Origin of the sequence: Bordetella holmesii (assembly GCF_020735985.1) — a bacterium.
GTDB lineage: Bacteria > Pseudomonadota > Gammaproteobacteria > Burkholderiales > Burkholderiaceae_B > Bordetella > Bordetella holmesii.
The window spans coordinates 969,493-995,419 of the sequence record NZ_CP085973.1 but is presented as its reverse complement, the minus strand read 5'-3'; the positions used below and the strand labels follow the sequence as shown (position 1 = coordinate 995,419).

Here is a 25,927-nt window from a genome sequence, read left to right as displayed (position 1 = left end):
CTTCTCCTGATTGAGGGCAGCCCCGCGGCCGGCCCGTTTGATGACTTTTTAGTGGCTGCAAGTGTAAACAATTTTCGTTTGCCGTTCAGAATTCCGTCAGCTTTCAGCTCCATCGGACCAGCTTTGGGGCAGTTTCCAAGCACCATGGCGGTGCAGGCATCAGGCCCGCCGAGAGGGCAGAGGTCGTCTGCCCCCTGCGGCAGCGGGTCAGACGGCAGGCTTTAGCAAAGCTGGCACGCTCCTTGCTTGGGTTGGTATACAAGCTTGTCGCCAAGACAAGCGCCAACCGGAGCGCATTCATGAGCCAACGTACGTCCGCCATCAATCTTTCCCGCCGCCGTCTCGTGCAAAGCGCCGCTCTGGGCGCAGCCTGCCTTGGGCTGCCCGCCCTGGGCAGGGCCCAGAGCGGCCCGGTCATCCGCATCGGTTTCTGGCCCGTTGCCGCCGGCCTGCCGTTTTACGCCGCCGTCGAAAAAGGGTATTTCAAAGAGGCCGGCCTGAACGTTGAACCGCAGAAGTTCGCGGGTGCTCAGCAGGTCATGGAGGCCATGCTGGCCGGACGCTCCGACGGCAGTGCCAACGGCACGGGTTCGGCCAACCTGGCTATCGGCGAAATCGCCTCACCGGGGCTGTTCAAAATCTTCGCCTCCAACCCCAGCAACGCTCAATATGTGCTGGACGAATTCATCGTCGCCAAGGACAGCCCGGTCAGGTCCATTGCCGAGCTCAAGGGCAAGAAAGTCGGTTCCGGCCCTGGCATACAGAACGCCACGCTGGCCCGCACCGTGCTCGAGCGTGCCGGCGCAACCGGCGCGACCGTTGTGGAACTGGCCATCAGCCAGCACGTCGCGGCGGTGGCAGCTGGCCAGCTCGACGCCTGCTACACCTTGGAGCCTACCGGTACAGTGGGCCGCCTCAATGGCACCACCCGCGTGCTCGAAGCAGGCGTCATCGCCAAGTACGTGCTGGGTGACCCCATGGCACCGTGGTTCGGCGGCTCGGCCTCGCTGACCACGGCTTTTCTGAAGAAGCACCCCGAAGAATCCAAGCGTTTCATCCAGGCGTACGCGCGCGGCATCGATCTGGTACGCAAGCATCCCGACGAGGCCCGCCAGTACATGAAGGGCTATACCGCGATCGAAGGCCCAATGACTCAAGAGGTGCCGCTGGCTGCCTACACGCTCTACAACGAGTTCACCGACAGCGACGTTCAATATTTCCAGAAGTTCTTCGATCTGTTCGCCGACAAAGGTGTGTTCGCGCAGAAAGTCGACGTGGCCAGCATGCTCTACAAGGGTTGAGTCATGAGCACATCCACCAAGCGAGGCCGCGATTTCACGCGTTGGTTGCCTCTGATCGGACCTGTGGTCCTCTTCCTCGTCTGGGACCTCACGCTACGCCTGTCCCTGGTCAGCCCGGTACTGCTGCCCACCCCGGGGGCCACCCTGGTGGCCCTGGTCAAGGGCCTGGCTGGCGGCCCCCTGCTCAATGATTTCATTGCATCGGTCAACCGCAGCCTCCAGGCGTTCGTGATCTCGGCCATCATCGGCGTACCCCTGGGTGTCCTGCTGGGCAGCAACGAAAAACTCTACCGCAGCGTCGAGTTCCTGATCGACTTCTTCCGTTCCACTCCATCGTCGGCGCTAATTCCGCTGTTCCTGATGATCTTTGGCGTGACCGACATGAACAAGGTCGCCATCGCCGCATTCGCTTCGCTGCTGGTCATCGTCTTCAACAGCGCTTATGGCGTGCTCAATGCTCGCAAACAACGCGTGATGGCTGCGCGGGTGATGGGCGCTTCCCGCTGGCGGGTGTTCAAGGATGTGTTGATCTGGGAGAGCCTGCAGCAGACCTTCGTCGGCCTGCGCAGCGGTGTATCGATGGCGTTGGTCATCGTCATCGTGGCCGAGATGTTCATTGGTGCCGAAAGCGGTCTGGGCAACCGCATCATCAATGCCCAACAGGTGTTGAACGTGCGCGAAATGTATGCCGCGATCCTGGCCGCGGGCGCGCTGGGCTACCTGCTGAACATTCTTTTTCTGTTGATCGAAAAGCGCATCGTCCACTGGAGTGGCAGGTAAACCATGAGCACCGTCATCAATCCCACCATCTGGCCTGAACCCCGTCCTGCGCCTTTCCAGCCAGGCCCAACCGGCACGCACATCACTATCCGCGGTCTGCACAAGACATTCGCTGGCGCGCCGCTGTACAAGGACTTCAATCTCGACATCCCGAAGGGCAAGATCGTCTCGGTCTTCGGCCCCAACGGTTGCGGCAAATCCACACTGATCAACATGATCGCCGGCCTGATCCCCATCGACTCGGGAGAAATCCTGTTTGACGGCAAGTCGCTGGCGCAGACCAAGATCGGGTATGTGTTTCAAAACTACCGGGAAGCCCTCTTCCCGTGGCTGCGCACCATCGACAACATCGCCTACCCGCTACGCCTCGAAGGCCGCAGCAAGGCGGACGTACAACGTCGTGTCGAGGAACTCATCGCCTCATTCGATGTGAAATTCGATCTGAACCGCTATCCATACGAGTTGTCAGGCGGCCAGCAACAGACCGCATCCATCATGCGCGCGCTGGCCCCGGGGCCGGAGGTGCTGTTTCTGGATGAGCCGTTTTCCGCACTGGATTTCGAAATGACGCTGTTCATCCGCGAAAAACTGCAAGAAGTCCATATGCAGACAGGCACCACGATGTTGCTCGTCTCGCATGATCTGGAAGAGGCCGTCTATCTCGCCGATGAAATCCTGCTGTTGACCAAGCGCCCCACCCGCGTGGCCGAGATCCTGCACTACGACGATCCGCGTTCGCGCACCGTCGAGACGTTGAGCGAGCCGTCGTTCATCCAAGCCAAGAAACTGAGCCTGGAAATCTTCCAGCGCGAAGTCCGCAAATAAGCACCGCTCCGGGAGTTCAGCATGACGCAAGACACCATCGATCACTATGTCCGCAGTGCGCTGCTTTTACAGGGCTACCGCTTGAGCGAAGCCGCCACGCAGGAGGTCAGCCTGCAGTTCGCGCGCATCCAGGCCATCGCCGCCAGCTTTGCCGCAGAGCTTTTACCGCTCGAGACCGAACCTGCCACGGTATACCGCGCATGAGCAGCGCACTGAACATCGCCAAACAGATCGCTGCGGGCCAGCGCCGTGCCGTCGATGTGCTGGACGACACTCTGGCCCGCGTACGTGCCGACAGCAGCAATGCCTTTACCGAGGTGACGCTCGAACGTGCGTACCGCGAGGCGGCCGAGATCGATGCCCGCCGCGCCAGAGGCGAAGCGCTGCCCGCGTTGGCCGGCGTGCCCTACGCCGTGAAGAACCTGTATGACATCGCGGGGGTCGTGACCCTGGCCGGCGGCAAAGTGAATGCGGGCAACGCGCCGGCGCATCGGGACGCCGCCCTGATCACGCGTCTGCGGGACGCGGGCGCGGTTCTGGTCGGCGCGCTCAACATGGATGAGCATGCTTATGGCTTCACGACCGAGAACACGCACTTCGGCCCATGCCGCAACCCTCACGACCCCGGTCGGATTGCCGGCGGGTCCTCGGGCGGCAGCGCTGCAGCGGTGGCCGCCGGGCTGGTACCGCTGACGCTGGGTTCGGACACCAATGGATCCATCCGAGTACCTGCCTCGCTTTGCGGCGTCTTTGGACTGAAACCCACTTACGGCAGGCTCCCGCGCTCGGGCAGCTTTCCGTTCGTCTACAGCCTGGACCACCTGGGCCCGTTTGCCGGCACGGCATCGGACCTCGCCCTGGCCTATGACAGCCTGCAAGGTGCCTGGGCCGAGGATCCGGCGTGCGCGCAGTGTCAACCCGAACTTAGCCTGCCAGCTCTGGAAGGGCGTCCGCTGCGCGTTGCCATACTCGGGGGCTATTTCGATGAATGGGCCGGCCCCCAGGCCCGGCGCTCCGTGGCACAGGCGGCCGCCGCGCTCGGCGCCCGCGATGTGGTGGAATTCGAAGGCACCGATCAGGCGCGCGCGGCCGCCTTCATCATCACGGGCGCCGAAGGCGGCGCCCTGCATCGTCAACGGCTCACCACCCATTACGACGACTATGAGCCGTACTCACGCGATCGCCTGGCGGCAGGCAGCCTGATCCCTGCCACCTGGACGACACAGGCTCAACGTATACGACGACGCTTCCGAGACGCCGTGCTGCCGTGGTTCGAGCACTACGACGTCCTGATCGCCGCAGCCACTCCGGTGCCGGCTACGCCGATAGGAACCGACACGCTGAGCATCGCGGGGCAGCAACTGCCCGCGCGCGCCAGCATGGGCCTGCTCACGCAGCCCATCTCCTGCATTGGCCTGCCCGTGGCGACCGCTCCGCTATGGCAAGGCCAGGGCGACACGGCGCATTTGCCATTGGGCGTGCAGTTGATAGCGGCTCCTTGGCGCGAGGACCTTTGCCTGGCCGCGGCTCGCCTGCTGGAGCGCGCGGGTGTGGCATACACCCGCAAGGTAGCGGCATGAGCGCCGGTGCCGCCGGAATCCGGTCGCGCGCCGATTCCGTCTACGACACGCTCAAACAGGACATTCTCGACTATCGCCTCGCACCCGGTGACCGATTCACCGAGACCGAACTGGCCGAACGGCTGATGGTCAGTCGTACCCCGGTGCGCGAAGCCCTGTTCCGGCTGCAACGCGAAGGCTATCTCGAGGTGCGCCACCGCAATGGCTGGTTGGTACGGCCGCTGGACTTCGAAACCCTGGACCATTTCTACGACTTGCGCCTGGTGCTTGAGCAAGCCGCGGTCGAAGGGTTATGCCGCCTGCCGGGAGTCAAGAACACGCTGCAGGCATTGGTGGATATCTGGCTGGTGGCCGGGCCGCACCGTGACGCCGCGCAGGTAGCCAGCCTGGACGAACAGTTCCACCTGGAACTGGTGCGCGCGGCCGGCAACCCGGAGATCGCCCGCATTCATCGTGAAGCCACCGAACGTATCCGTATCGTGCGGCACCTGGACTTCACCCTTGCCGAGCGAGTGGAAAAAACCTGCGAGGAACACGCAGCTATCCTGCAAGCCGTCCTCGCAGCCGATGCCGCGCGCGCCATGTCCCTGCTGCGCACCCACATTGCCGCCAGTCAGGCAGAAGTGCGCAAGATCACGTTGCACCGGCTGTACTCGCGACGCGGTGCGCCGGCGGCCTAAGCGCGGCCGGCGTGCAACCACCGATGCAAAACGCGCGAAATCACCGGAATGCAGATGAAGGACAGTACCGGCGTCATGCTCAGGGTGGTCACCAACACGCGCCAGAATACCGGCAGAGCGCTCAATTGTTCGTTGAGCAGAGTGCTAAAGAGCAAAAGCATGGGAAAGTAAGCCAACCAAATGCTGATGGCTTGCTTCCAGCGTGGCGGCGTGAACTTACGCGCACCAAACCAGCTTTCGATACCACTGACACGCTCGACCTGACTGTGTTGCACCAGGCTTGCGCCACGCTCGAGCCACATGCGCCGCGGCAGCGAACTCTCCCAGCGCTTGAGGCTGGCCTCGTCCTCAAAACGCAACACGATCTGGTAAGTATCGCCACCCTCGGGAGGCTGCAACACCCCGGAGCCCAGAAAGCCAGGAAAACCGGCCGCCAGGGTTTCTCCCTGGCGCATCCAGGCCAGGAAAGCCCCATAGCGCTGTGGCGAAATGCGCCGGGTGACCAACATCGTGACAGGGTGGGACATCGCAGACTCCTAGGCAAGCGGCGCCAACATCGCGCCTCGGTACTTACCCTAGCAATCGCCGTGCCAACCTTGCCGCACAGCATTTCGCCTCTGGCCGTCGCTGGCCAACCCTGTCAGAGCTTTTTCCCGCACCACACCCCACACCATATTGGTGATAACCCTAGCACCGATTCGGTGCATCGGAGTCCTCATGACCGCCATCAACCTGCCCCATATCCTGGCCGAAGTTCGACAGGCATTCGACCGCTACGAACACGCCCTGGTCAACAATGACATCGCTGTGCTGGATGAACTGTTCTGGAACAGTCCACACACCGTGCGCCTTGGCGCCAGCGAACATCTCTATGGCTACGACGCGATCCAGGCGTTTCGCCGACAGCGCAATGCAGCGGGATTGCAGCGCGAGGTGCTGCGAACCCAAGTCACGACCTACGGCGAAGACTTCGCCACCACACATCTCGAGTTCACCCGGGGCGCAGCCATCGGCAGGCAGAGCCAGACCTGGATGCGCACCCCTGACGGCTGGCGAGTCATCGCCGCGCATGTCAGCCAGATGACCTGAGCGCATACATTGAGCCGTCTTCGTTACAGGTCTACACTGGGCTTCCCGTCAACCCCGGAGCATGCCTTTCATGAGCACCCTCAATATCGCGGTTTTTGTCGGTAGCCTGCGCGCCGAGTCGATCAATTTGCGCCTGGCGCGCGCCCTGGAAAAACTCGTTCCCGGACAGGTCAAATTCCACTACGTGGATTTGAACGTGCCGCTGTTCAATCAGGATCTCGAAAACGACATGCCTGCGGCAGCGGCCAAGCTCAAGCAGCACATCAAAGACGCCCAAGGCGTGCTGTTCGTCACGCCAGAACACAACCGCTCCATCCCGGCGGCGCTGAAAAATGCCATCGATTGGGGTACCCGGCCCTGGGGACAGAATGTGTGGATAGGCAAGGCAGGCGGCATCGTCGGCACCTCGCCCAGCGCAGCCGGCACGGCCATGGCACAACAACATCTGCGCAATATCCTGGCTGCCGAAGGCGTCAATGTCCTCACCACACCGGAAGTCTTTCTGCAAATGAAGGACGGCCTGATCGACGCCCAATACCAGATCACCAACGAAGACACTCGCAAATTCCTGCAAGGTTGGGTGGACCGGTATATAGACTGGGTTTCCAAGTCCGTGTGATCTGCTCCACTGCCGCTCGCCTGCGGGCGGCAGTCTTATCCCCGGCCGATGTGGAAAAGCTTGAGGACAGATGGCGGGTACTCCCGGATTACTCCGTCATATCAATGACTTGATCTCAATGATCAATATCTGATCAACACTTCATGCAAGCTCTCAAGTTGTCCCCGCATTTTGTGGATAAGCATGAGGACAGATTGCTCACATCCTAAAAAATTCTTTTCAAATCAAAATCTTAAGGTCCTTCGTTCGAAAAAAAGAGCAGTTCAGGGTTAACCCGCGAGTCAGCAGGGCAGTTCTTCAGATGCCTCGCCGGCTCCTGCACACTTATCCCCTGCATGTGTGGACAAGGCGCTTGATAGCTCGCGCACAAGCCCAAAACAATGATCCCCATCAATGACTTAGCGACCACGAGCAACAACTGCCCAGGACACTGACGGCCGCCACGGGCCGTCGCCGCTCGACGACCCGTGGCCTTTTATCCCCGTGCAGTGTGGACAAGGTATTGAACAGCTTTGGGGCAAACCCGAAAACCCTATACGGGCCGGGCACTTGCAAGACGTGATCAAAAATTGCTCGGGCGACTGGTGACGACGGCGGCAAACGGCTCTGTGCGTTATCCCCGCAAAATGTGGACAAACCCTTGAATAGTTGCCGAACAAAGGCAAAATCCCCTTGTTCGACAGCCACTTGCAACGGCCGATCAAAAAAGATGCAGAGCGCTCACTCGTCCTCGAGACGCAAGCCCAGTTTCAGGCCGACCTGCCAATGCTCGACCTTGCCATCCTTGATATGGCCACGCACCTCGGTGACCTCAAACCAATCGAGATGCCGCAACGAGCGCGAGGCCCGTTCGATGGCCTGTTTGATCGCGTCATCGGTCGAGACCGACGAAGACCCCACGAGCTCTATCTGTTTATACACATGTGCTTTCTTGGACATCACAATCTCCCTTCAGCCAGTGAACCCCATTGAACCATGCCGCAAGCAGGCAGGCCAACATGGGCTCAAGCCGCCTGCGCAAAGCGCGCAGACAGAAAATCGCGTAAGCGCCTTACTGCGGGAGACAGACGGGAACGCTCCACGCACAAAAGATATACCGGACAACGCTCGCCCTGATAATCCGGCAACGCCACCACCAACCGACCTGCTCGCAAGTCCTCGCAAACGTCGAAATAGGACTTGTAAGCCAGCCCGTCGCCCGCCAACGCCCAGCGCCTGACCACATCGCCATCATCGGCAGCGCGATCACCCTTCCACGGCGACGTCAGTGTGTTTCCCGTCGCGCTCGAAACGCCAGCGATCGTGCGGAGCGTCGCTCAACATGAATGTCAGGCAATTGTGGTTATGCAAATCTTCGGGCACACGGGGCATACCGCGGCGCGCAAAATACTCTGGCGCTGCACAAAGCACCCGACGGTTATCCGGCGCCAGAGGAAGCGCGATCATGGTTGAATCACCAGGGTCGCCGTACCGAATGGCAATATCTACCCCTTGCCGATGCAGGTCCGTCAAACGATCGCTGATACGGATCTGCAAGCGTATGCCTGCATGCTCACGCTGAAAATCATCCAACCAGGGCAGCAGCATATGCCGCCCCAAATCAGACGGCATGGACAAGGACAACTTACCCGATATCGAGTGACGGTCGCGCTGGACCGACCCTCGCCCGGCCGCAAGCGCCGCGAGCGCGGCATGCGCGTGGTCGCGATACCGCTCACCCTCGACGGTGAGCCGCAAGCTGCGGGTCGAACGTACAAAAAGCCGGACACCCAATGCCCCTTCCAACCGTTTGACAGCGGCACTGGCCACGGCCGGCGTCAAGCCCAACTCACGTGCGGCGGCGGAAAAACTCCCTGCCGCCGCGGCGGATACAAAAATGCGCAGGTCTTCCACTCGCTCGGCGGCCATTTTCAAAAATCCTTTGAAACTGAAGCAGATCTTAGCGGGTTTTTCTACAAGGCTGACCGGGTCAGGATGATGCAGTCCCCCACGCACTCGAGGATCACAGATGAAAGCCATCGCCTTTACCCGCAACCTGCCCGCCAGCGACGAACAAGCATTGCAGGATATCGACCTGCCCGTGCCCGACGCCGGACCGCGCGACTTGCGCGTGCGGGTGCACGCCATCTCGGTCAACCCGGTGGACGTGAAGATCCGCCACAACCGCAAGCCGCAGGACGGCCAACCCGAGGTCATCGGCTGGGATGCCGCCGGTGTCGTGGAGGCCGTTGGCCCACAAGTCAGTCTGTTCAAACCTGGTGATCGCGTCTGGTATGCCGGCGCGCTCAATCGGCCTGGAGCCAACAGCGAACTGCATGTGGTCGACGAGCGGCTGGTCGGGCACATGCCCGGCTCGCTGGACTTCGCCCAGGCCGCGGCCATGCCGTTGACGGCGATCACCGCCTGGGAGTTGCTCTTTGACCGACTGCGTGTGCTGGACAATCAGCGCCCCAGCCAGGACGCCATCCTGGTGGTGGGAGCCGCAGGCGGCGTGGGTTCGATCCTCGTACAACTGGCTCGCCAACTGACCGGGCTGACCATCATCGCCACCGCATCACGCCCCGAAACCCGGGCCTGGGTCACCGAACTGGGCGCGCATCATGTCATTGACCACAGCCGCCCGCTGGCCGCCCAACTGGCAGCCACCGGGCATGATCAAGTGCGCTACATCGCCGCCCTCACCCAGACCGACCAGCATTTCCCCGAACTCGTCAAAGCCATCGCACCGCAGGGCGCCATGGCCGTGATCGACGACCCGTCGGCCATCGACGTGCGTCAACTCAAGAGCAAGTCCGCATCGCTGCACTGGGAATTCATGTTTGCTCGTTCGATGTTCCAAACACCCGACATGGCAGCCCAGCATGAGCTGCTCGAGCAAGTCGCCGCGCTGATCGATACCGCACGCCTGAGGACCACCCTGGGGGAGCACTACGGTCATATCAACGCCGCCAACCTGCGACGAGCTCATGCCTTCATCGAAAGCGGGCGCGCGCGCGGGAAAATCGTACTGGAGGGTTTTGCCGCTTAATCTGGCACCTTTGCGCTGCGCGCGGCCACCACGCCGAGCACGAACGCCACCAGCGCCGGCACGCCAAAGACCACGGCGTGACCGGCCACCTCTTCACTATCGCCCAGCGCCGCCACTCGGACTGCGTAGGTCAAATGCGCCACACATAGCGCCAACCATGCGGCGATAAAACCGAAATAGGCCAGTTGCGGCCGCCGGCGCCCGAAATAGCCGAACAGCCCGAGAATGGCCAGACCCATGGCCGTGAAGACGATGGTCAACATGCATGATCTCCGCGCCCGGTCACTGCCAGGCAATACCCCAAAGCGTAGAACATGCCCGTGCTCTTTGCCCAGTGATTGCACCGTGGCGGCAAGCCGGGCTTGACCGGCAAGCCTTGAATTTCGCCCGATCGATACGCGGCCTCCATGCGATACACGCGCGCGGCTCCAGGGCCCCCGCTCGCTGGCCATCACCTCGCGGAACCGGCCCGCATTGCGCGTACAATCCGGCTCAGGTGTTTCCCCGGCTCGCCGCTGCGAACCGGGTCCCTCGCCGACGCCCGGATGGCTGTCTTTGGCCGTCGCCGGTGCCCGCCAGGCCCGTCGCGAGGCCAGGCCCAGGTGAACCGAGGCCACGCGGGATCCTGCGCGGCACCTCAGCGCAGCGCCGATGCGAAACCCGTCACGCCTGCGCCGGCAGGTGACACCTATGCGTGCACGCTTGACGAGCCATCCGACGCAGCAACGCTGGGCGTCCTCCAGTAAGCTGCAGACATGGCCGGCTGCCGGCATTGACCGGCCTGGCTCGCAAGACAGCACAATCACCCAAGGGCGATCAAGGATGCCGCCAGTTGTCGAATTCAATGAATAAATCAGATCACTCTGCACATACCCCGATGATGCAGCAATACCTGCGCCTGAAAGCCGAGGCCGGGTCGTTGCTGTTGTTCTATCGCATGGGGGATTTCTACGAGATGTTCTATGAGGATGCCGAGAAAGCCGCGCGTCTTCTGAACGTCACGCTCACCAAACGGGGCACCTCCAATGGAGCGCCCATACCCATGGCGGGTGTGCCGGTACATGCCATGGAGCAATACCTGGCCCGTTTGGTGGCACTAGGCGAGTCCGTGGCCATCTGCGAGCAGATCGGCGACCCCGCGGCCTCCAAAGGTCCGGTCGAGCGCAAGATCGTGCGTATCGTCACGCCCGGCACGCTGACCGACGACGCATTGCTGCCGGCTAAAGCCGATCGTGCGCTGGCCGCGGTCTGCATCTCGGGCAAGCGCGACCCTCGCGCAGGGATTGCCTGGCTGAATCTGGCCAGCGGCGAGTTCCACGTCACCGAGTGCGCCCCTGCTCTACTGGATTCGGAGCTGCATCGCATAGGTCCGGCCGAGCTCATCTACGCCGATAGCGCAGAGCTGGATACAAGCTATGGGGGCGCACGTGCCCGCGTACCCGATTGGCATTTCGAGGCCGACGGTGCCCGCGCGCACTTGTTGGCGCATTTCCAGACCGACTCGCTGGCCGGCTTCGACATCGAGGACATGCCGGTGGCCGTCTGCGCGGCGGGTGCCTTGCTGCGCTATGCGGCCCGCACCCAATCCCAGGCCCTGGCGCACGTGCAAACCATCAGCGCCGAGCGGGCCGGGCTTTATGTCCTGATGGACCCGGTCACGCGGCGTAATCTGGAGCTGACGCAAACGCTCTCCGGCGAGGATGCCCCGACGCTGTTCTCCCTGTTGGACGATTGCTGCACGCCGATGGGTAGCCGGTTACTACGTCGCTGGCTCCATCATCCGCTGCGCGAGAATGCACCCGTGGCCGCTCGCCAGCAGGCCATCGCCACGCTGCTGACCGCGCGGCTGGACATGGCGCAGACCTTCGGCGCGGCCGGCCTGCTCGATGCGCTGCGTTCGGCCCTGGGAGTGTTTCCGGATATCGAGCGCATTGCCGCACGCCTCGCCTTGCGCTCGGTGCGCCCCCGTGAGCTGGCCAGCCTGCGGGATGCCTTGGGCACCCTGCCGCAACTGCGCATGCTGGTCGCCCCGCTTGCCGAATCTGCTCGGTTGGCCGAATTGGCGGATCAACTCACGCTCGACCCTGCCATTGCCGACCTGCTGATGCGCGCCATTGCTCAGGAGCCTTCTCTGGCGCTACGCGATGGTGGCGTCATCGCCACGGGCTTTGACTCGGAACTCGACCAGTTGCGCGTACTGGCCGCCGACAGCGGCGAATTTCTGCTGCAACTCGAAGCAAGGGAGCGCGAACGTACCGGCATATCCAATCTGCGGGTGGAGTTCAATCGTGTCCACGGCTTTTATATCGAAGTATCCAAAGGCCAGGCCGACAAGGTACCCACGGACTATCGACGCCGGCAGACGCTGAAAAACGCCGAGCGCTATATCACCCCAGAACTCAAGAGCTGGGAAGACAAAGTCCTCTCGGCTCAGGATCGCGCCTTTGCGCGCGAGAAGTGGCTCTTCGAGCAGGTACTCGATGCGCTGGCGGGCTATGTTCGACCGCTGGCCGACGCGGCCGCGGCACTGGCCGAGCTGGATGCTTTGGGCAGCCTGGCCGAACACGCCCGCCGCCATGACTGGGTCGCCCCGGACCTGATCGAAACCGCCGAAATCGATATCGATGCCGGCCGGCATCCAGTCGTCGAGCGCACCATCGAACGCTTCACCCCCAATCATTGCCGCCTCGACGCCACGCGCCGCATGTTGCTGATCACCGGCCCCAACATGGGCGGGAAATCAACCTATATGCGACAGATCGCGCTCATCGCACTGCTGGCGCGCACGGGCAGTTTCGTGCCCGCCCGGCGTGCCCGCGTGGGCAGGATCGATCGCATCTTCACCCGCATCGGCGCCGCCGACGACCTGGCGGGCAGCCGCTCCACGTTCATGATGGAGATGACCGAAGCCGCTGCCATACTGGCCGCCAGTACCCCGCACAGCCTGGTGCTGATGGACGAAATCGGCCGGGGCACGTCGACTTACGATGGCCTGGCGCTTGCCTGGGCCATAGCCTTGCGGCTTGTGACGCACAACAGGGCCCTTACGCTCTTTGCGACACATTACTTCGAACTCACTCGGCTGCCCTCGGAGCAACCCGCGGCAGCCAATGTGCATCTGGCCGCAGCCGAATCCGCGGGTGGCATTGTCTTTCTGCACGAAGTGCGCGAAGGCCCGGCCAGCCGCAGTTACGGTATACAGGTCGCTCAACGCGCCGGTATTCCTGCCGCCGTCATCCGGCATGCCACGCGTGAACTCGAACGCCTGGAGGCGCAAGGTGCCCCCACCCCGCAACTAGGATTGTTTTCCGCTGCGCTCGATGCCGATGCCCACCACCAAGCGCAAGCCGACCGTGACGAGGACGATGCCGTTCGCGCCGCGCTGCACGCCGCACTGACCGATATCGACCCCGACAGCCTCACCCCGCGCGAAGCGCTGGACGCCCTTTACCGCCTGAAGGCCCTGCAATGACCCTCGATCAGCCTCTCGCCTTGCTGGGCGGGATCTCCCCCGACGACTTCATGCGCCGCTACTGGCAGCGCAAGCCCCTGTTGATCAGGCAGGCCATTCCTGGCTTCAAGCCGCCGGAGACGATTGCAGCACTGAAAAAGCTCGCCCGGCGCGACGACGTCGAATCGCGTTTGATCTGGCGCGAGCAAGGCCAGTGGCAGATGGAGAACGGCCCGTTTGCGCGTCTGCCCAAGGCCAGCGAGCCGGACTGGACGCTGCTGGTGCAGAGCGTCGACCTGCACAGCGATGCCGCGGCAGAGCTGATGCAGCGCTTTCGCTTCATCCCGGACGCAAGGCTCGATGATCTCATGGTCAGCGTGGCGTCGGACGGTGGTGGGGTGGGTCCGCATTTCGACAGCTACGATGTCTTTTTGCTCCAAGCCGCCGGTCAACGCCGCTGGCGCTATGGCCGCCAGAAAGACCTGTCGCTCGAACCGGATCTGCCCCTGAAGATACTCAGTCACTTCGAGCCCGAACACGATGTCGTCCTGGAGGCGGGCGACATGCTCTACCTGCCCCCTCAGGCCGCACATGATGGCGTGGCGGTGGGAGATGACTGCATGACCATCTCCATCGGCTTTCGGGCGCCGACACAGGCTGCACTGGCCCGTGGCTTGCTCGAGGCGGCTGCCGACCAGGCCATGGCGCGCATCGGCCTGCTAGGAGGCCCTTATGGCGAGCCGGCGTTGCCCGGCCCTAAACTGGATGGGCTCTATCGCGACCCCGGCCAGGCCGCCACCCGAACGCCTGCCGCGCTACCCGATGCGCTGGTAGAAGCCACCTTGGATACGTTGTCCAAGTTGCGTTTTGATGATGCACTCGCGTCCCGTTTTCTCGGCTGCTGGCTCACGGAGCCCAGTCAGTTGGCGGTTTTCGACGGCGCCGAAACCGACGTGGATCTCGAAGACAACTGGCCCGCCCTGGGCAGACTCGTTCTGGACCGGCGCAGCCGCATGCTTTATCGAGGCAAGCAACTCTTCATCAACGGCGAAACGGCCATGGTCTGCGCCGAGCCTGCCCTCAAGCAACTCGCCGACGCCCGCGTGCTCGACTGCGCAGATCCACGCTGCAAGCGGTTATCTGACGACGCACGCAGCTGTCTGGCAGACTGGCTGGACTCAGGCTGGCTGCACTATCGGGCATGATCCTAGGCGCCCAAAAACTCAGACGTGCAGCCGACTCTAGGACGAATCTGCCCAAGCGGCTGCCGTTGCGCCCACGCTTTGCAACAATTCGACATGCAATACACATAACCGCAAGCCCTGTTGCAATTGGGATGCCACCGCTTTAATTTCAACACCCAAGCGCCTGACAGTTTCCTGTAGCCTGGATTCTGGTTTCCCCTAATACCCAAGGGATACACCACAATCCCACAAACAGGAGTCTCGATATGATGAGCAAAACCCTGATCGTTGCTTCGGTGTTGGCCGTCGCTTTGTCTGCGTGCAACAAGAAGGAAGAGCCCGCCGCGCCGGCTGCCACGCCGACCCCGACCACGCCCACCTCTTCGCCATCGGCCCCGAGCACCACCCCGGAGCCGAGCACGAATCCGGCTCCGGCAGATAGCGCTCCCGACACCACGCCGGGCACCGGTTCGACGACGCCCAGCGGTGGAGCCACCACGCCGGCCTCCTGATCAGGTTGCGCAGCGCCTAAAAAAACGGCCTTCCATCGCGGAAGGCCGTTTTTCATTGCAGCATCAGGACTTACATCTTGTCCTTGAGCACGCTCAGCAGACGTTGCGCCGTCGCGCTGTTATCGCGCTGGCCATTGCTGTCGAGCACGGTGACCTGAGTCTGATCCCCTGAGCCGGCCACATGAATCCGGTATTGCGCGGCGGCAGCCTTCTTATCGCCACCGAACAGCCGGCTGAAGAAGCCAGGCTCATCGTTCTTCAGACCCGTGTCGCTGTCGACATAGCGCACGAAGTAATCGCCCGCACTACGGTCGCGATCATCCACTGCGAAGCCGCCCGAATCCAGCGCCACGCCCACGCGGCGCCATGCCCGGTCAAAGGACTCTGCGACCACCAGCATCGCACCTTCAGCACGCACGCTTTGCTCGACGGCCGGACGTTGGGGCGCGGCCTCGGCCTGAGCCACCAGCTTGCGCGCAGCGTCCACATCGGTGCCCAGATAGACCATCAAACGCGCCAGCATGGCGGCGTTCAGGCCGGGATCTTCCTTGCCGTTGGTCCACTGCACCTGGCCGCCATCGGGACCGGTGCGCTTCTCGAGCATCTGCGAATGGCTGATGAAGATCTCGGTGTGGCCGTTGACGCGTTCGACCCGAGTGCGGAATTTTTCGCGCTCGCCGCTATCCCAGGCCGTTTCCAGCACGGCACCGAGCAACTGACGCAGCCAGCTTTCAGGAATCTTGGCGCGGTTTTCTGCCCATTCGGTCTCGATCAGACCCGAACGCGGATCATTGGTCGCCACGGTAAAGCCCGTGTCGGTCCAGAAATCGACCACCTTGGGGAAGATCTGCTCTGGTGAGCGTTGCACCACCAGCCAGCGCAGATTGCCATCGCGCTCGACTTTCATGTCATCACGCTGCGGCAGGACATTGCTGCTTTGCGGGGCCGACACAACCTGCTGACCTTGCGCCTGATACTGAGAGAACGTGGTCGAGCCCGACGCTGGCGCCTTGTAGCGCGGATCGGCATTTGCCTGAGTCAGATCTGGCGGAATGGAGAGCGGTTCGCCACGGCGAGTGCTCTTGTAGTCAATGGATTCATCATTGCCCATGAGCTGGTTGATGTCATTGCAACCCGACAACAACATCAGGGCCATCAATGCCGAAATGCCGGCATGACGAGTATTCATACGCGTCCTCACGATATTTAAAGCAGACCGACTTCCTGGAGTGCGCGACGAACAGTGTCGTGATGCGCAGCCCCCAGTTCGACCAGCGGCAGGCGATAACCCAGCGCGCTGCGTCCCATTTGAGCCAGCGCCCATTTGACGGGGATAGGATTGGCCTCGACGAACAAGGCCTTGTTCAGACGGGCCAGATGGGCGTTAAGCTCTCGGACGCGGGGCACATCACCGGCCTGGGCGGCGGCGCACAGCTGACTCATCAGCTTGGGCGCTACGTTCGCGGTCACGGAGATATTGCCTTGCGCGCCCAGCAGCATCAGAGCCGCGGCGGTGGGATCATCGCCACTGAAGATCTGAAACTGCGCCGGAACTTCACGCAGGAGCAAGGCGCCACGGGCGATGTCACCCGTCGCATCCTTGATGCCGATGACGCCCGGCACTTGGGCCAGGCGCAACACGGTTTCGTTGGACATGTCGGCCACCGTACGGCCGGGCACGTTATACAGAATGGTCGGCAGATCCACCGCTTCCTGAATGGCACGGAAGTGCTGGTAGATGCCTTCCTGGGTAGGCTTGTTGTAGTAGGGCACCACCGACAGGCCGGCCTGCGCGCCCACAGCCTTGGCATGGCGCGCCAGATGAATGGCCTCATCGGTGGAGTTGGCGCCGACTCCGGCGACCACGGGGATACGGCCTGCCGCATGCTCCACGGCTACGCGGATCAACTCGGCGTGCTCGTCCATGGAAACGGTGGGCGACTCGCCTGTCGTGCCGACCACGACCAGCGCGTTCGTACCTTCCTGGACATGCCAGTCGATCAACGCCCGATATGCGGTGTAGTCCAGGCTACCGTCGGGCTGCATCGGGGTGACCAAAGCCACCATGCTGCCCTTGAAAGTAATGTCTGCGGTCAAAGCAGAGGATGCCATGATTTCGAGGGGCTCCTGACCTGGAACCCATGCTCCAGGCGTCAATCTATTGAACCGGCGAGTTTACCGGATATTGAACAAAATCCTAGAGAAACCAGTTCACGATACTGGCCCCGAGGGAAAAGATCGGCTCCATCAACACCCACAGGACATCCGTCACCAACAGCAACAGGACGATGATCAGACCATAGGGTTCGATCCGAGAATACTGCCAAGCCAGACGGTGCGGCAGCAGGCTAAACAGAATCCGCCCGCCATCAAGCGGCAAAATAGGCAGCAGGTTAAGCGCCATTAGCACCAAATTAACGCTGATGCCGGCCTGGGCCATTTCGTACCAGAAATTTTCAGTCAGCTCCATTTCGCGATAGAGCCGAAAACAGAGCACCCAGACAATGGCCATGAGCAGGTTCGACGCCGGCCCCGCCAGCGCAACCCAGAGCATATCGCGCTTGGGGCGGCGCAGACGTCCGAAATCAACTGGAACGGGTTTCGCCCAACCAAACAACAAACCGCCGGCGCCCAACAGCTTGGAGGTCAACAAAATGACGACCGGCACCAGCAAAGTCCCCACGGGGTCGATATGCTTGAGCGGGTTGAGCGTCACCCGCCCTGCCTGCTGGGCGGTCGGGTCGCCAAACAGGCGAGCAACGTAGCCGTGCGCAGCCTCATGCAAGGTGATGGCGAAAATAACAGGGATCGCGTAGACGGCGATGGTCTGAATGATGTCGTTCATGGCCGCGCCATTGTAGAGGCAGCTTGGCGCCGTGGGGCATGCCGTCGCAAATCAACACTGAGAGAGCACTTGCTGCCTGCCCGATCAGGACAAACCCAGCGCTTGCGGATCACCGCGTCCGCGCCGCAGCACCACCGGCTCGTCACCGGTAAGGTCAATGACCGTCGTCGGATGCTGCGCGCACGCACCGGCGTCGATCACGGCGGCCAACTCGTGCGCATAGCGCAGCCCGATGTCTTCGGGATCGTTCAGGGCATCTTCTTCGTCGCGGGGGATAAGCGTCGTCGACAGCAAAGGGGCACCCACCTGCTCGAGCAAAGCCAGCGCGACCGCATGCTCGGGCACGCGTATCCCTATGGTCTTGCGGGAAGGATGCGATACGCGCCGCGGCACTTCACGTGTTGCCTCGAGGATAAAGGTCCACGGCCCCGGCGTTGCCAGCTTCAGCAAACGGTACTGCCGGTTGTCGACCTTGGCGAAGTGGCCGATCTCGGCCAGATCGCGGCACAACAGCGTCAGGTGATGGCGCTCATCCAGACCCCGCAGCCGACGCAGACGGTCGGCGGCGTCCTTGTCGTCCAGCCGGGCGACCACCGCATAGCTGGAGTCGGTCGGGACGGCGACCAGACCGCCGTCACTGATGCACTGCGCGGCCTGCTTGAGCAGACGCGCCTGTGGGTTATCGGGATGAATAGTCAGATGCAGAGCCATGGATTTATCCTACCATTAGTCCTGCGAACCGGCCATGCAGCCGGCTACGCCCAAGGAGAGCGCCATGCGCATGGATGATTCGCGCGAAAGTGACAATATTGAAGACCGCCGCAGCCAAGGCCCACGCCTTGGCAAGGGCAGCATCGGCCTGGGCACCATTGTGCTCGCATTGGTCGCCATGTACTTTGGGGTCGACCCCTCAGTCGTGCTGCAAATGGCCCAAGGCCCCGACTCCGGGCAACAGCAGGCGCCGGCGCCGCGTAGCGATGATCCAGCCAGCCGGTTCATCGCCCGTGTCCTGGGCGAAACCGAAGACACCTGGAGCACGATATTCCAGCGCGACCTCAACCGCCAGTATGTCGCGCCCAAGCTGGTGCTCTTCCGTGGCGCCACGCAAACGGCATGCGGCACCGGACAGGCAGCCATGGGGCCGTTCTATTGCCCTGCCGACCGCAAGGTCTATCTGGACCTGAGCTTTTTCGACGAAATGCAGCGCAAGCTCAACGCGCCGGGCGACTTTGCCCAGGCCTATGTCATCGCTCACGAGGTCGGCCATCACGTCCAAAACCTGCTGGGCATCGCCGACCAGGTCGATCAGGCCAGGCGACTCAACCCGGCTCAGGCCAATGCGTTGTCGGTTCGCACGGAACTGCAGGCGGACTGTTTTGCCGGCCTGTGGGCACGGCGAGCCAATCAGGCGCGCCACATTCTGGAAAACGGTGATATCGAAGAAGGCCTGAACGCCGCCAGCGCCATCGGCGACGATACCCTGCAACGCAAGAGTCAAGGCTATGTCGTGCCTGACGCCTTCACGCACGGCAGCTCGGCCCAGCGCGTGCGCTGGTTCAAGCGCGGCCTGGAATCCGGCGATCTGCGCCACTGTGACACCTTCGGCGCAGGCCAGCTCTAAGACTTGTCGCTCGCACATAAAACCCGCATACTTTGTGGTTTTTCTAGCCAGTTACCATACCGGATGCGGTCATTCAGCCTGAAGGCTGGCTATCTTGTAAGATAGCGCCCCTTTTGCGTACATGACTGGATCGCACTTGTTCGAGCGTGCGGCTCTGTCGCCTGGATGTCTCTTTGGCGAGGCACTTTTTGCCGCAACCCATCCAGGGAGCCCAATCCCATCGGTCAGGCTCCAAGGTTGGCGGCAGGCTCTGCGCGCAAGACCTCACTGGCTGGAGGGGCGGCGCCCCGCTCCTGGACTGGCATACGCATTCATTCTTTTTTTCGCCCATGGCCAACAAAGTCGAACCCCTCATCACCCCGGACGAGGTCCAGGAGATCCTGGCCGAACCAAAGGAAACCGTAAAACCGATTTCCTGGGTGCACCGGCCGCTGAATGCCTCGGGCACGGCTGCGCCTGGCTTGTGGATGGAGTTTGGTTCAGCCTGTAAGGTCAAAGGCGAGGTCCGCGAGGATGTGATTTTTCGCGTCTTTTATCGCAGCCCACGCACGAGCGTGCAAGGCCAGGCCGCAATCATGATGGGCGAGACCTTCAGCGCCAGCCTGTTTGTCGGCCCGCACCGAGTATTGAGTGTGGACAGCGATGACAGCTTCCACAGCAGCCTGGTGGGCAACGGCCTGCCCAATTATCGCCGCGTGCTGACCGATCGCAGCCACCAGCACATTTGGGTAGCCGAAGGCGAAGGCTATGCCGAACCCATCATCCCGGCGCTGAGCAGCATCTCGGCACTGATCGACTACTTTCTGCCGCGTGCGAATCTGACGCTGGCCGGCGGCTTTGCCCATCCCTTGAAAGGCCGCCAAATCGAATTGATCCTATGAGCAATTTCCTCGAAGCTTCCGGCTGGACGGTCATCCCCGCCGGCGAACGCGCCATCCGCGCCATTGCCCCCATGACGCTAGGCCTGGACGGGCAACACGCCGCCTTTTTCATCGCGTACCCGGATGACGAAAGCTTTTATCTGACCGATGGCGGCGAAACCGCGATGCACGCGGCCAACTACGGGATCGAACTTGTCAGCAAGCGCCTGGAAGTCCTCAACCAGACGCCGGGCGTGACTCTCGCGAGTTTCGACGAAGGCGGAGCCATTGTGGCCAGCGGCCCCAAGAGCCAGTTGCAGGAAGCGCTCTGGGATGCCGTGAAGCTAGCCATGGCCCTGTCTTTCCAATGCGCCAAGTGGATGCCCAAATTCAGTCGCTTGCGCTTCCGGGCCCAAGTGGGTCGAGCACTGCTCGATGCCCTGGGGCCGAACCGCCTGCTCAAGGGCGCACGCGCACAGGGCAGCAGCGGCCATGCCGCCGATTTTGTATTTGCCGTACGCGCCGAACAAAACAACTCGGTCACTTACATCGAGCCGATTGCCCTGAAAGCCGGAAAAAAGTCGACTGGACCCAGGTTTATCAAACCCACGGAAAAATGTCGGACGTCAAAATGGCCGATGCGCGCAATGCGCGCATGGTCATCCTGGAAGATGGCGCTTCTACTGAGGAATTCAAAAAGGCTACGGCCATTCTCGAACAATCAGCGCTGGTGCGCACCCTCAATCGGACGCGCAACTGGACCGAGTTGTTCACCGGCTGACACTCAGACGGCGCGGGACATCGTGATCAGGCCGTCGACGATCTCGCGGCCATGCGTGACCGCCGCATGGACAGCCTCTCTAGGGCTGTAGACGCTGGCCCCCTCCGCGAAGCAGGGCACCGGATACTCATCACCTTCGTCGTGAATGGAATCCGCCTGAACAACGACTATGGTCGCCGTAAACAACGGGCCACTAGCGGCTGGACTCACCTCGCGCGCCACCTTTGCCGTCAGGCGGTATCCCTTGTAAACCGAGTTGTTTGCTAACACTGGGACACCCTCTCTGATTATGAGCATACCCCGTATCTTTTGTTCAGTAGCGATATATTTTGTAATTGCTTAGAACGCTTGGTGCACCCTACTGGCCAAGCGAAAGAAGCCTGCGCGTATCTTGGCTTACTACCACCATCCCGCGCCGCTCAGGATAGACGCCGTATGTGACCGCCCGACGGTGCGGCGGCCGACGGCAGAAAAACGCCCCCGATGCTGCGCGGCATGTCTCCGCGGCTCCCTAATCGGACAGCGCATCGAGCACACGGGCCGAGTAAACCATGGCGGCACCCGCATTGAGCGCGACGGCCACGCCCAGCGCCTCGGCGATCTCTTCCTTCGTGGCCCCTTCCCGGCCGGCCTGCGCAGCATGCACCGCGATGCAGCCATCGCAACGTGTGGTCACCGCTACCGCCAAGGCGATCAGTTCGCGGGTTTTTCCGTCCAGTTGCGCGGTCTTGCCGGCGGCCCCGGCCAGCATTTGATACCCACTGAGCGTGCCGGGCGACAGCACGCCCAGTTCGGCAATACGGGTCTTCAAGTCTTTACGGTAGTCGTCCCAATCGAGCATGGCGATTCCTTGGCATCAGGCTGTGAGCAAACGCGCCATTGCGTTTGCGACTGCCATTGTGCGAGGCCCCGGCCAACCTTGAAATAGACGCTTGGCGCATTTTGCAGTACGAGCCGCCGGCGCCACCCCGACACGCTCCGAACGGCTGGCGCAACGGCGATCTCATTGCCGCATCGAGGCGGGCCACACGCAGGAGATGCGTGATGCAGTCGAATCAGACCACATAATGGGCCACGGCTGCGGTGGTTCGGCACACTCAGGCACCGCCGCAAACCTGCCCGCAGACAGCGAGCCCGCCAGGCGTTTGCGGCCCGCGCAAGAAAATAAAAAAGGCGCTTGAGCAATCGCTCAAGCGCCTGATTCATCTACATTCGGTGGGGTGGCTGATGGGGCTCGAACCCACGACAACCGGAATCACAATCCGGGACTCTACCAACTGAGCTACAGCCACCGCTGCAAAGAAAAAGAATTCTAGCACAAAATTTACGGTGTGCGCCAATTTCCGTTTGACCAAGCGGCCAGGATTGCTATCCTTGCGCGGGAACAGAGTCGCGCGGTGCGACTTCAGCCGTATGGAATGCGCATGGAGCATATTGACGAACTTCTGAGCCAGTACTGGCCGCACTTGGTATTTGCCATCAGCGTCATCGCAGGGACCGTAGCCGCCATACACGTGGCCATGACCAAACAGGACGTACGCGCCGCCATTGCCTGGGTAGGCGTAGCCATGTTTTCGCCGATCTTTGGCGCCCTGCTCTACTTCGTGGCCGGCGTTAACCGCACGCATCGCAGCCTGGTGTCGCAGCAGCGCGACGAAGCGGCTGTCGCCAATGTGGATCTGCTGCGTTCGGCCACACTGGGCGACGTCGTGCCTTATAGCGCCGCACAGTTTTCCTCCCTGCGCACGCTGGGTGACCAGTTAAGTTATTTTCAGCTTCTGGGTGGCAATCGCGTACGCCCACTCAATGGCGGCGACGAGACCTATCCCGCCATGCTGGCCGCCATTCGTCAGGCCCAACACTGCATCGCAATGCAGAGCTATATCTTCGACAACGATCCGATCGGGCGTGAAATCGCCGACGCGTTGATCGAGGCGCAGGCTCGCGGTGTGCAAGTCAGGGTGCTCATCGATGCCGTGGGTAGCCGCTACTCCCACCCGCCCATCGTGGGCCGGCTGATCAAAGGCGGTGTGCCCACGGCCCGCTTCATGACCAACCCCCTGGGGGTCTTGCGCATGCCCTATGCCAATCTGCGCAGCCACCGCAAGATTCTGGTGGTCGACGGCTGCCATGGCCTGACCGGGGGCATGAATATCCGAGCGGCCTTCGTGTCCGCCTTGTCTGGCGCGCAAACCAATCACGACACCCACTTCGAACTTCATGGTCCGGTCGTGGGCCAGTTGATGTCGGTGTTCGCCCATGACTGGAATTTCACCACCCACGAAACCCTGGCCGGCGAACCCTGGTTTTCCGCGAGGCTGACCGAATCCGCCGGTACCGTGCCGGTGCGCTGCGTGGCCTCGGGGCCGGATCGCGCGCTGGGCAACAACCACAATATGCTGCTCGGGGCCCTGGCCGTCGCGCAGCATCATGTGCGCATCCAGTCGCCCTATTTCCTGCCAGACCAGACACTGATCGGCGCGCTGGCTACAGCAGCCCGGCGGGGTGTGGTGGTCGATGTCGTCATCCCGGACAAGAACAATCTGCGCCTGGTGGATTACGCCATGCAGGCACAACTGGATCAGATCGTTCGCACCGGCTGCCGAGTGTGGCGCGCGGGCGGTGCGTTTGACCATTCCAAACTGATGACCGTCGACGGTGTCTGGTCGTACGTGGGGTCCTCAAATCTGGATCCGCGCAGCCTGCGCTTGAATTTTGAACTGGACACGGAAGTCTACGATGCCAGCTTGGCGCAATGGGTGTCTGCCCGCATCGATGCCCGCATCGCCGCGGGTCAGCGCGTCACATTGGAGTCGTTGCTGGCCAGACCTTTTGCCACCCGATTACGCAATAAAGTGATCTGGTTGGCAACGCCCTATCTTTAAACGTCGCCAAAGCACCCGGACGCTGCGGCCTGCAAGGCCGCTTTTTTTTGCGTCAGCCGACAATCGGGCCGGCAAATAGCGGCTGACCTCGATTCCGGAGCCAACAGGCAGCAGCACGCTCTGTGTGCCGGGCTTGGCGCGCAGGGCTCGGGCATAGGCCTTTCCTTCCAGAGATCCACACACACAAAATCGACGTCACCAGTCTGCGCGCCGGTGGCACGCATGCGCTGATCATGACCACCATCGCGGCCGCCCGGCGGCTCCGTTCGCGGAAGCGCCCGCTCCTGATCCATGCGGGTCTGATAACCCTGCAATACCTGATTAACCCATGGATCCATGACGTCTCCTTATCGGCACGCTGGCGTGCGGGAGCTACCCCTGACACCAGGCAGCGCACATCCAATCCTGAGGGCACGAGCACGACCGGGGACGACGGCGAGCCGCCGCAGCCCCCACATGGATAGCCCCTCGCCGCGCTGGCGGAGCCAGGTGGCGAGGGGCCGGGTGCAAACTCGGAGAGCGGATTAGCCAGCCATGGCGGTCATGGCCGTACCGGAAACTATCGATTGACGAGTTTTTTCGGCAAGGTCAGCGTCAGCGCCGCGCCGACCAGGGCAATGGTGGCGATGAAGATCACGCCATTGTCCGTGCTGCCTGTCATGTCCTTGACCAGACCCACCACATAAGGGCTGACAAAGCCACCGAGGCCGCCGAAGCAATTGATCATGGCCACACCTGCCGCCATGCCTACACCAGACAGGAACAACCCAGGTATGGTGAACAGCATCGATGTCGTGCTGTAGGCCCCCACGGCCGCCACGGTCAGCGACAGCAACGCCAGGCCCATCGAATCATGGAAGATCACACTGCCGATGAGACCGACGCATACGCAGCTGAACGGCCCAACCAAGTGCCAGCGGCGTTCACGCATGCGGTCAGAGCTGCGCCCGATCAAATACATGATGACGAAGGCTGCGGTGAAAGGAACGGCCGTATACAGGCCAACGTGCATGACGTCGCCCACGTTGAGCTGCTGCACCAAGGTTGGCAGCCAGAACGAGACCCCGTAGGAGCAGATCGCCGAGCAGAAGCAGATCATGGTCATCTTCCAGACGCGCCTGTCCCTGAGCGTGGCGGCGAGTGAACCGGTGGATTTGTCGTGCTGCGTCAGCGCCTTCTCTGCCTGGAGTTCATCCTGCACCAGTTGGCGCTCTGCGGCAGACAGCCAACCTGCCTTGGCCGGCGTGTCCGCGAGGAACTTCAGGCACAGCAGCCCGAGAATCAACGATGGCACGGCTTCGATGAGGAACATCCATTGCCAGCCAGACAGGCCGTGGGCGCCATGGCCAAGCCCGATGATCGCTCCGGACAGCGGCGCTCCGATCATGCCCGACAAAGGTACGGCGCCCACAAAAAGAGCAACCATCTTCGCGCGCTTGTTGGTGGGGAACCAGTAGGTCAAATAGAGAATGACCCCAGGGTAGAAACCGGCCTCGGCCGCGCCCAGCAGAAAACGCAACACATAGAACTGCGTCGGCGTTTCCACGAAGGCAAAAGCCGCCGAGATAAAGCCCCACAGAATCATGATGCGAGAGATGGTTTTCTTCGCGCCGATACGCATCATCAGCAGATTGCTCGGCACCTCAAAAATCAGATAGCCGATGAAGAACAAACCCGCGCCCAGCCCGTAGATTGCATCGCTAAAGCCCAGATCATTGAGCATGTGCAGCTTGGCAAAGCCGATATTGATGCGATCCAGATACGCCGCCACGTAGCACAGCATCAAGAACGGCATGATATGCAATGCGATCTTGCGATAGACGGCGTGGCGGTCCAGTGGTTGTGCCGCAGTTGTAGACGGAGTCAGAATTGCTTGCACGTTTTTC

The 25,927-nt window shown here is 61.9% G+C and carries 27 protein-coding genes, 1 tRNA gene and 1 pseudogene; 16 read left to right on the top strand and 13 right to left on the bottom strand.

Annotation, left to right across the window (positions count from 1 at the left end; all coding sequences use genetic code 11):
• Positions 1-299 precede the first annotated feature (299 nt).
• From LK440_RS04680 to LK440_RS04655, 6 genes are read left to right on the top strand one after another with little or no spacing between them, the layout of a single operon-like run.
• On the top strand, positions 300-1,301 hold the full coding sequence (locus LK440_RS04680) for an ABC transporter substrate-binding protein (RefSeq protein ID WP_005014824.1): 1,002 nt from the start codon (positions 300-302) through the stop codon (positions 1,299-1,301).
• 3 nt (positions 1,302-1,304) lie between these two features.
• Positions 1,305-2,081 (top strand): ABC transporter permease, encoded by a 777-nt coding sequence (locus LK440_RS04675; protein ID WP_005014825.1) that lies wholly within the window; start codon positions 1,305-1,307, stop codon positions 2,079-2,081.
• A 3-nt stretch (positions 2,082-2,084) separates the two neighbouring features.
• Entirely contained in the window at positions 2,085-2,906 is an 822-nt protein-coding gene (locus LK440_RS04670; protein WP_005019742.1) for an ABC transporter ATP-binding protein, read from the top strand.
• A 21-nt stretch (positions 2,907-2,927) separates the two neighbouring features.
• Entirely contained in the window at positions 2,928-3,110 is a 183-nt protein-coding gene (locus LK440_RS04665) for a DUF4089 domain-containing protein (RefSeq protein ID WP_005014826.1), read from the top strand.
• The gene (locus LK440_RS04660; protein ID WP_005014827.1) at positions 3,107-4,486 is read left to right on the top strand and encodes an AtzE family amidohydrolase; all 1,380 of its coding nucleotides are present in this window, start codon (positions 3,107-3,109) and stop codon (positions 4,484-4,486) included. The genes LK440_RS04665 and LK440_RS04660 overlap by 4 nt, the downstream gene beginning before the upstream one ends.
• A complete protein-coding gene (locus tag LK440_RS04655; RefSeq protein ID WP_005014831.1) occupies positions 4,483-5,166 on the top strand; it encodes a GntR family transcriptional regulator in 684 nt (227 codons plus the stop codon). The genes LK440_RS04660 and LK440_RS04655 overlap by 4 nt, the downstream gene beginning before the upstream one ends.
• Here the strand turns inward: LK440_RS04655 and LK440_RS04650 are convergent.
• The gene (locus tag LK440_RS04650) at positions 5,163-5,693 is read right to left on the bottom strand and encodes an antibiotic biosynthesis monooxygenase (RefSeq protein WP_005014833.1); all 531 of its coding nucleotides are present in this window, start codon (positions 5,691-5,693) and stop codon (positions 5,163-5,165) included. The genes LK440_RS04655 and LK440_RS04650 overlap by 4 nt on opposite strands.
• 190 nt (positions 5,694-5,883) lie before the next feature.
• Between LK440_RS04650 and hpxZ the strand changes: the two genes are divergently transcribed.
• Both hpxZ and LK440_RS04640 read left to right on the top strand, forming a co-directional pair.
• A complete protein-coding gene (hpxZ, locus tag LK440_RS04645) occupies positions 5,884-6,255 on the top strand; it encodes an oxalurate catabolism protein HpxZ (RefSeq protein WP_005014835.1) in 372 nt (123 codons plus the stop codon).
• A gap of 70 nt (positions 6,256-6,325) precedes the next feature.
• Positions 6,326-6,874 carry an NADPH-dependent FMN reductase gene (locus LK440_RS04640; protein ID WP_005014837.1) on the top strand — a complete coding sequence of 183 codons (549 nt, stop codon included), beginning with the start codon at positions 6,326-6,328 and terminating at the stop codon, positions 6,872-6,874.
• A gap of 720 nt (positions 6,875-7,594) precedes the next feature.
• Here LK440_RS04640 and LK440_RS04635 read toward each other — a convergent pair.
• The 3 genes from LK440_RS04635 to LK440_RS04630 form a co-directional block, all read right to left on the bottom strand.
• On the bottom strand, positions 7,595-7,813 hold the full coding sequence (locus LK440_RS04635; RefSeq protein ID WP_005014840.1) for a dodecin: 219 nt from the start codon (positions 7,811-7,813) through the stop codon (positions 7,595-7,597).
• A 65-nt stretch (positions 7,814-7,878) separates the two neighbouring features.
• Positions 7,879-8,097, bottom strand: a complete 219-nt coding sequence (locus LK440_RS18175) for a LysR substrate-binding domain-containing protein (protein WP_429791082.1) — start codon at positions 8,095-8,097, stop codon at positions 7,879-7,881.
• Positions 8,098-8,119: 22 nt separating this feature from the next.
• A complete protein-coding gene (locus LK440_RS04630) occupies positions 8,120-8,869 on the bottom strand; it encodes a LysR family transcriptional regulator (protein ID WP_456062016.1) in 750 nt (249 codons plus the stop codon).
• A 13-nt stretch (positions 8,870-8,882) separates the two neighbouring features.
• On the opposite strand from LK440_RS04630, the gene LK440_RS04625 reads away from it, so the two are divergent.
• Positions 8,883-9,902, top strand: coding sequence for a zinc-binding alcohol dehydrogenase family protein (locus LK440_RS04625; RefSeq protein WP_005014844.1), 1,020 nt, complete (start codon positions 8,883-8,885; stop codon positions 9,900-9,902).
• Here the strand turns inward: LK440_RS04625 and LK440_RS04620 are convergent.
• On the bottom strand, positions 9,899-10,165 hold the full coding sequence (locus LK440_RS04620) for an LPXTG cell wall anchor domain-containing protein (RefSeq protein WP_005014849.1): 267 nt from the start codon (positions 10,163-10,165) through the stop codon (positions 9,899-9,901). The genes LK440_RS04625 and LK440_RS04620 overlap by 4 nt on opposite strands.
• A 581-nt stretch (positions 10,166-10,746) precedes the next feature.
• Between LK440_RS04620 and mutS the strand changes: the two genes are divergently transcribed.
• From mutS to LK440_RS04605, 3 genes are all read left to right on the top strand, one after another.
• Positions 10,747-13,374 (top strand): DNA mismatch repair protein MutS, encoded by a 2,628-nt coding sequence (gene mutS / locus LK440_RS04615; protein WP_227944781.1) that lies wholly within the window; start codon positions 10,747-10,749, stop codon positions 13,372-13,374.
• The gene (locus LK440_RS04610; protein WP_005014850.1) at positions 13,371-14,558 is read left to right on the top strand and encodes a ribosomal protein uL16 3-hydroxylase; all 1,188 of its coding nucleotides are present in this window, start codon (positions 13,371-13,373) and stop codon (positions 14,556-14,558) included. The genes mutS and LK440_RS04610 overlap by 4 nt, the downstream gene beginning before the upstream one ends.
• 245 nt (positions 14,559-14,803) lie before the next feature.
• Positions 14,804-15,049, top strand: a complete 246-nt coding sequence (locus tag LK440_RS04605; RefSeq protein ID WP_169510522.1) for an endopeptidase — start codon at positions 14,804-14,806, stop codon at positions 15,047-15,049.
• Positions 15,050-15,119: 70 nt separating this feature from the next.
• Here the strand turns inward: LK440_RS04605 and bamC are convergent, their stop codons facing one another.
• The 4 genes from bamC to LK440_RS04585 all read right to left on the bottom strand — a co-directional run bounded on the left by bamC (position 15,120) and on the right by LK440_RS04585 (position 18,605).
• Positions 15,120-16,238 (bottom strand): outer membrane protein assembly factor BamC, encoded by a 1,119-nt coding sequence (gene bamC, locus LK440_RS04600; RefSeq protein WP_005014856.1) that lies wholly within the window; start codon positions 16,236-16,238, stop codon positions 15,120-15,122.
• Between the two features lie 17 nt (positions 16,239-16,255).
• Positions 16,256-17,161 (bottom strand): 4-hydroxy-tetrahydrodipicolinate synthase, encoded by a 906-nt coding sequence (gene dapA, locus LK440_RS04595; RefSeq protein ID WP_005014857.1) that lies wholly within the window; start codon positions 17,159-17,161, stop codon positions 16,256-16,258.
• An 85-nt stretch (positions 17,162-17,246) separates the two neighbouring features.
• Positions 17,247-17,894: a site-2 protease family protein gene (locus LK440_RS04590; protein ID WP_005014858.1), complete on the bottom strand. Its 648-nt coding sequence runs from the start codon at positions 17,892-17,894 to the stop codon at positions 17,247-17,249.
• A gap of 84 nt (positions 17,895-17,978) precedes the next feature.
• Positions 17,979-18,605 carry an L-threonylcarbamoyladenylate synthase gene (locus LK440_RS04585; RefSeq protein ID WP_005014859.1) on the bottom strand — a complete coding sequence of 209 codons (627 nt, stop codon included), beginning with the start codon at positions 18,603-18,605 and terminating at the stop codon, positions 17,979-17,981.
• Positions 18,606-18,669: 64 nt separating this feature from the next.
• Between LK440_RS04585 and ypfJ the strand changes: the two genes are divergently transcribed.
• The 3 genes and pseudogenes from ypfJ (at position 18,670) to LK440_RS04570 (ending at position 21,156) form a co-directional block, all read left to right on the top strand.
• Positions 18,670-19,515 (top strand): KPN_02809 family neutral zinc metallopeptidase, encoded by an 846-nt coding sequence (ypfJ, locus tag LK440_RS04580; RefSeq protein ID WP_005014860.1) that lies wholly within the window; start codon positions 18,670-18,672, stop codon positions 19,513-19,515.
• A 329-nt stretch (positions 19,516-19,844) separates the two neighbouring features.
• Positions 19,845-20,396: a hypothetical protein gene (locus LK440_RS04575; protein ID WP_005014861.1), complete on the top strand. Its 552-nt coding sequence runs from the start codon at positions 19,845-19,847 to the stop codon at positions 20,394-20,396.
• Positions 20,393-21,156, top strand: a pseudogene (locus LK440_RS04570) (DUF1828 domain-containing protein). Before LK440_RS04575 ends, LK440_RS04570 begins: the two are co-directional and overlap by 4 nt.
• A gap of 3 nt (positions 21,157-21,159) precedes the next feature.
• On the opposite strand, the gene LK440_RS04565 reads toward LK440_RS04570, so the two are convergent.
• The 3 genes from LK440_RS04565 to LK440_RS04555 form a co-directional block, all read right to left on the bottom strand.
• Positions 21,160-21,453 (bottom strand): hypothetical protein, encoded by a 294-nt coding sequence (locus LK440_RS04565; protein ID WP_005014864.1) that lies wholly within the window; start codon positions 21,451-21,453, stop codon positions 21,160-21,162.
• A gap of 214 nt (positions 21,454-21,667) precedes the next feature.
• A complete protein-coding gene (locus LK440_RS04560; RefSeq protein WP_005014865.1) occupies positions 21,668-21,997 on the bottom strand; it encodes a carboxymuconolactone decarboxylase family protein in 330 nt (109 codons plus the stop codon).
• A gap of 375 nt (positions 21,998-22,372) precedes the next feature.
• Positions 22,373-22,448 (bottom strand) — tRNA-His (locus LK440_RS04555).
• A gap of 132 nt (positions 22,449-22,580) precedes the next feature.
• Here LK440_RS04555 and LK440_RS04550 point away from each other — a divergent pair.
• The gene (locus LK440_RS04550) at positions 22,581-24,041 is read left to right on the top strand and encodes a phospholipase D-like domain-containing protein (protein WP_005014866.1); all 1,461 of its coding nucleotides are present in this window, start codon (positions 22,581-22,583) and stop codon (positions 24,039-24,041) included.
• Positions 24,042-24,600: 559 nt separating this feature from the next.
• Here LK440_RS04550 and LK440_RS04545 read toward each other — a convergent pair.
• On the bottom strand, positions 24,601-25,920 hold the full coding sequence (locus LK440_RS04545; protein WP_032826798.1) for an MFS transporter: 1,320 nt from the start codon (positions 25,918-25,920) through the stop codon (positions 24,601-24,603).
• Positions 25,921-25,927: the final 7 nt, after the last annotated feature.

Coding starts and splice junctions, on each gene's coding strand:
- hpxZ (WP_005014835.1), top strand. CDS start 5,884: ATGACCGCCATCAACCTGCCCCATATCCTGGCCGAAGTTCGACAGGCA.
- LK440_RS04550 (WP_005014866.1), top strand. CDS start 22,581: ATGGAGCATATTGACGAACTTCTGAGCCAGTACTGGCCGCACTTGGTA.
- LK440_RS04620 (WP_005014849.1), bottom strand. CDS start 10,165: ATGTTGACCATCGTCTTCACGGCCATGGGTCTGGCCATTCTCGGGCTG.
- LK440_RS04605 (WP_169510522.1), top strand. CDS start 14,804: ATGATGAGCAAAACCCTGATCGTTGCTTCGGTGTTGGCCGTCGCTTTG.
- LK440_RS04660 (WP_005014827.1), top strand. CDS start 3,107: ATGAGCAGCGCACTGAACATCGCCAAACAGATCGCTGCGGGCCAGCGC.
- LK440_RS04665 (WP_005014826.1), top strand. CDS start 2,928: ATGACGCAAGACACCATCGATCACTATGTCCGCAGTGCGCTGCTTTTA.
- bamC (WP_005014856.1), bottom strand. CDS start 16,238: ATGAATACTCGTCATGCCGGCATTTCGGCATTGATGGCCCTGATGTTG.
- mutS (WP_227944781.1), top strand. CDS start 10,747: ATGAATAAATCAGATCACTCTGCACATACCCCGATGATGCAGCAATAC.
- LK440_RS04675 (WP_005014825.1), top strand. CDS start 1,305: ATGAGCACATCCACCAAGCGAGGCCGCGATTTCACGCGTTGGTTGCCT.
- dapA (WP_005014857.1), bottom strand. CDS start 17,161: ATGGCATCCTCTGCTTTGACCGCAGACATTACTTTCAAGGGCAGCATG.
- LK440_RS04575 (WP_005014861.1), top strand. CDS start 19,845: ATGGCCAACAAAGTCGAACCCCTCATCACCCCGGACGAGGTCCAGGAG.
- LK440_RS04635 (WP_005014840.1), bottom strand. CDS start 7,813: ATGTCCAAGAAAGCACATGTGTATAAACAGATAGAGCTCGTGGGGTCT.
- LK440_RS04585 (WP_005014859.1), bottom strand. CDS start 18,605: ATGGCTCTGCATCTGACTATTCATCCCGATAACCCACAGGCGCGTCTG.
- LK440_RS04670 (WP_005019742.1), top strand. CDS start 2,085: ATGAGCACCGTCATCAATCCCACCATCTGGCCTGAACCCCGTCCTGCG.
- LK440_RS04590 (WP_005014858.1), bottom strand. CDS start 17,894: ATGAACGACATCATTCAGACCATCGCCGTCTACGCGATCCCTGTTATT.
- LK440_RS04655 (WP_005014831.1), top strand. CDS start 4,483: ATGAGCGCCGGTGCCGCCGGAATCCGGTCGCGCGCCGATTCCGTCTAC.
- ypfJ (WP_005014860.1), top strand. CDS start 18,670: ATGCGCATGGATGATTCGCGCGAAAGTGACAATATTGAAGACCGCCGC.
- LK440_RS04680 (WP_005014824.1), top strand. CDS start 300: ATGAGCCAACGTACGTCCGCCATCAATCTTTCCCGCCGCCGTCTCGTG.
- LK440_RS04565 (WP_005014864.1), bottom strand. CDS start 21,453: ATGCTCATAATCAGAGAGGGTGTCCCAGTGTTAGCAAACAACTCGGTT.
- LK440_RS04560 (WP_005014865.1), bottom strand. CDS start 21,997: ATGCTCGATTGGGACGACTACCGTAAAGACTTGAAGACCCGTATTGCC.
- LK440_RS04640 (WP_005014837.1), top strand. CDS start 6,326: ATGAGCACCCTCAATATCGCGGTTTTTGTCGGTAGCCTGCGCGCCGAG.
- LK440_RS04650 (WP_005014833.1), bottom strand. CDS start 5,693: ATGTCCCACCCTGTCACGATGTTGGTCACCCGGCGCATTTCGCCACAG.
- LK440_RS04625 (WP_005014844.1), top strand. CDS start 8,883: ATGAAAGCCATCGCCTTTACCCGCAACCTGCCCGCCAGCGACGAACAA.
- LK440_RS04610 (WP_005014850.1), top strand. CDS start 13,371: ATGACCCTCGATCAGCCTCTCGCCTTGCTGGGCGGGATCTCCCCCGAC.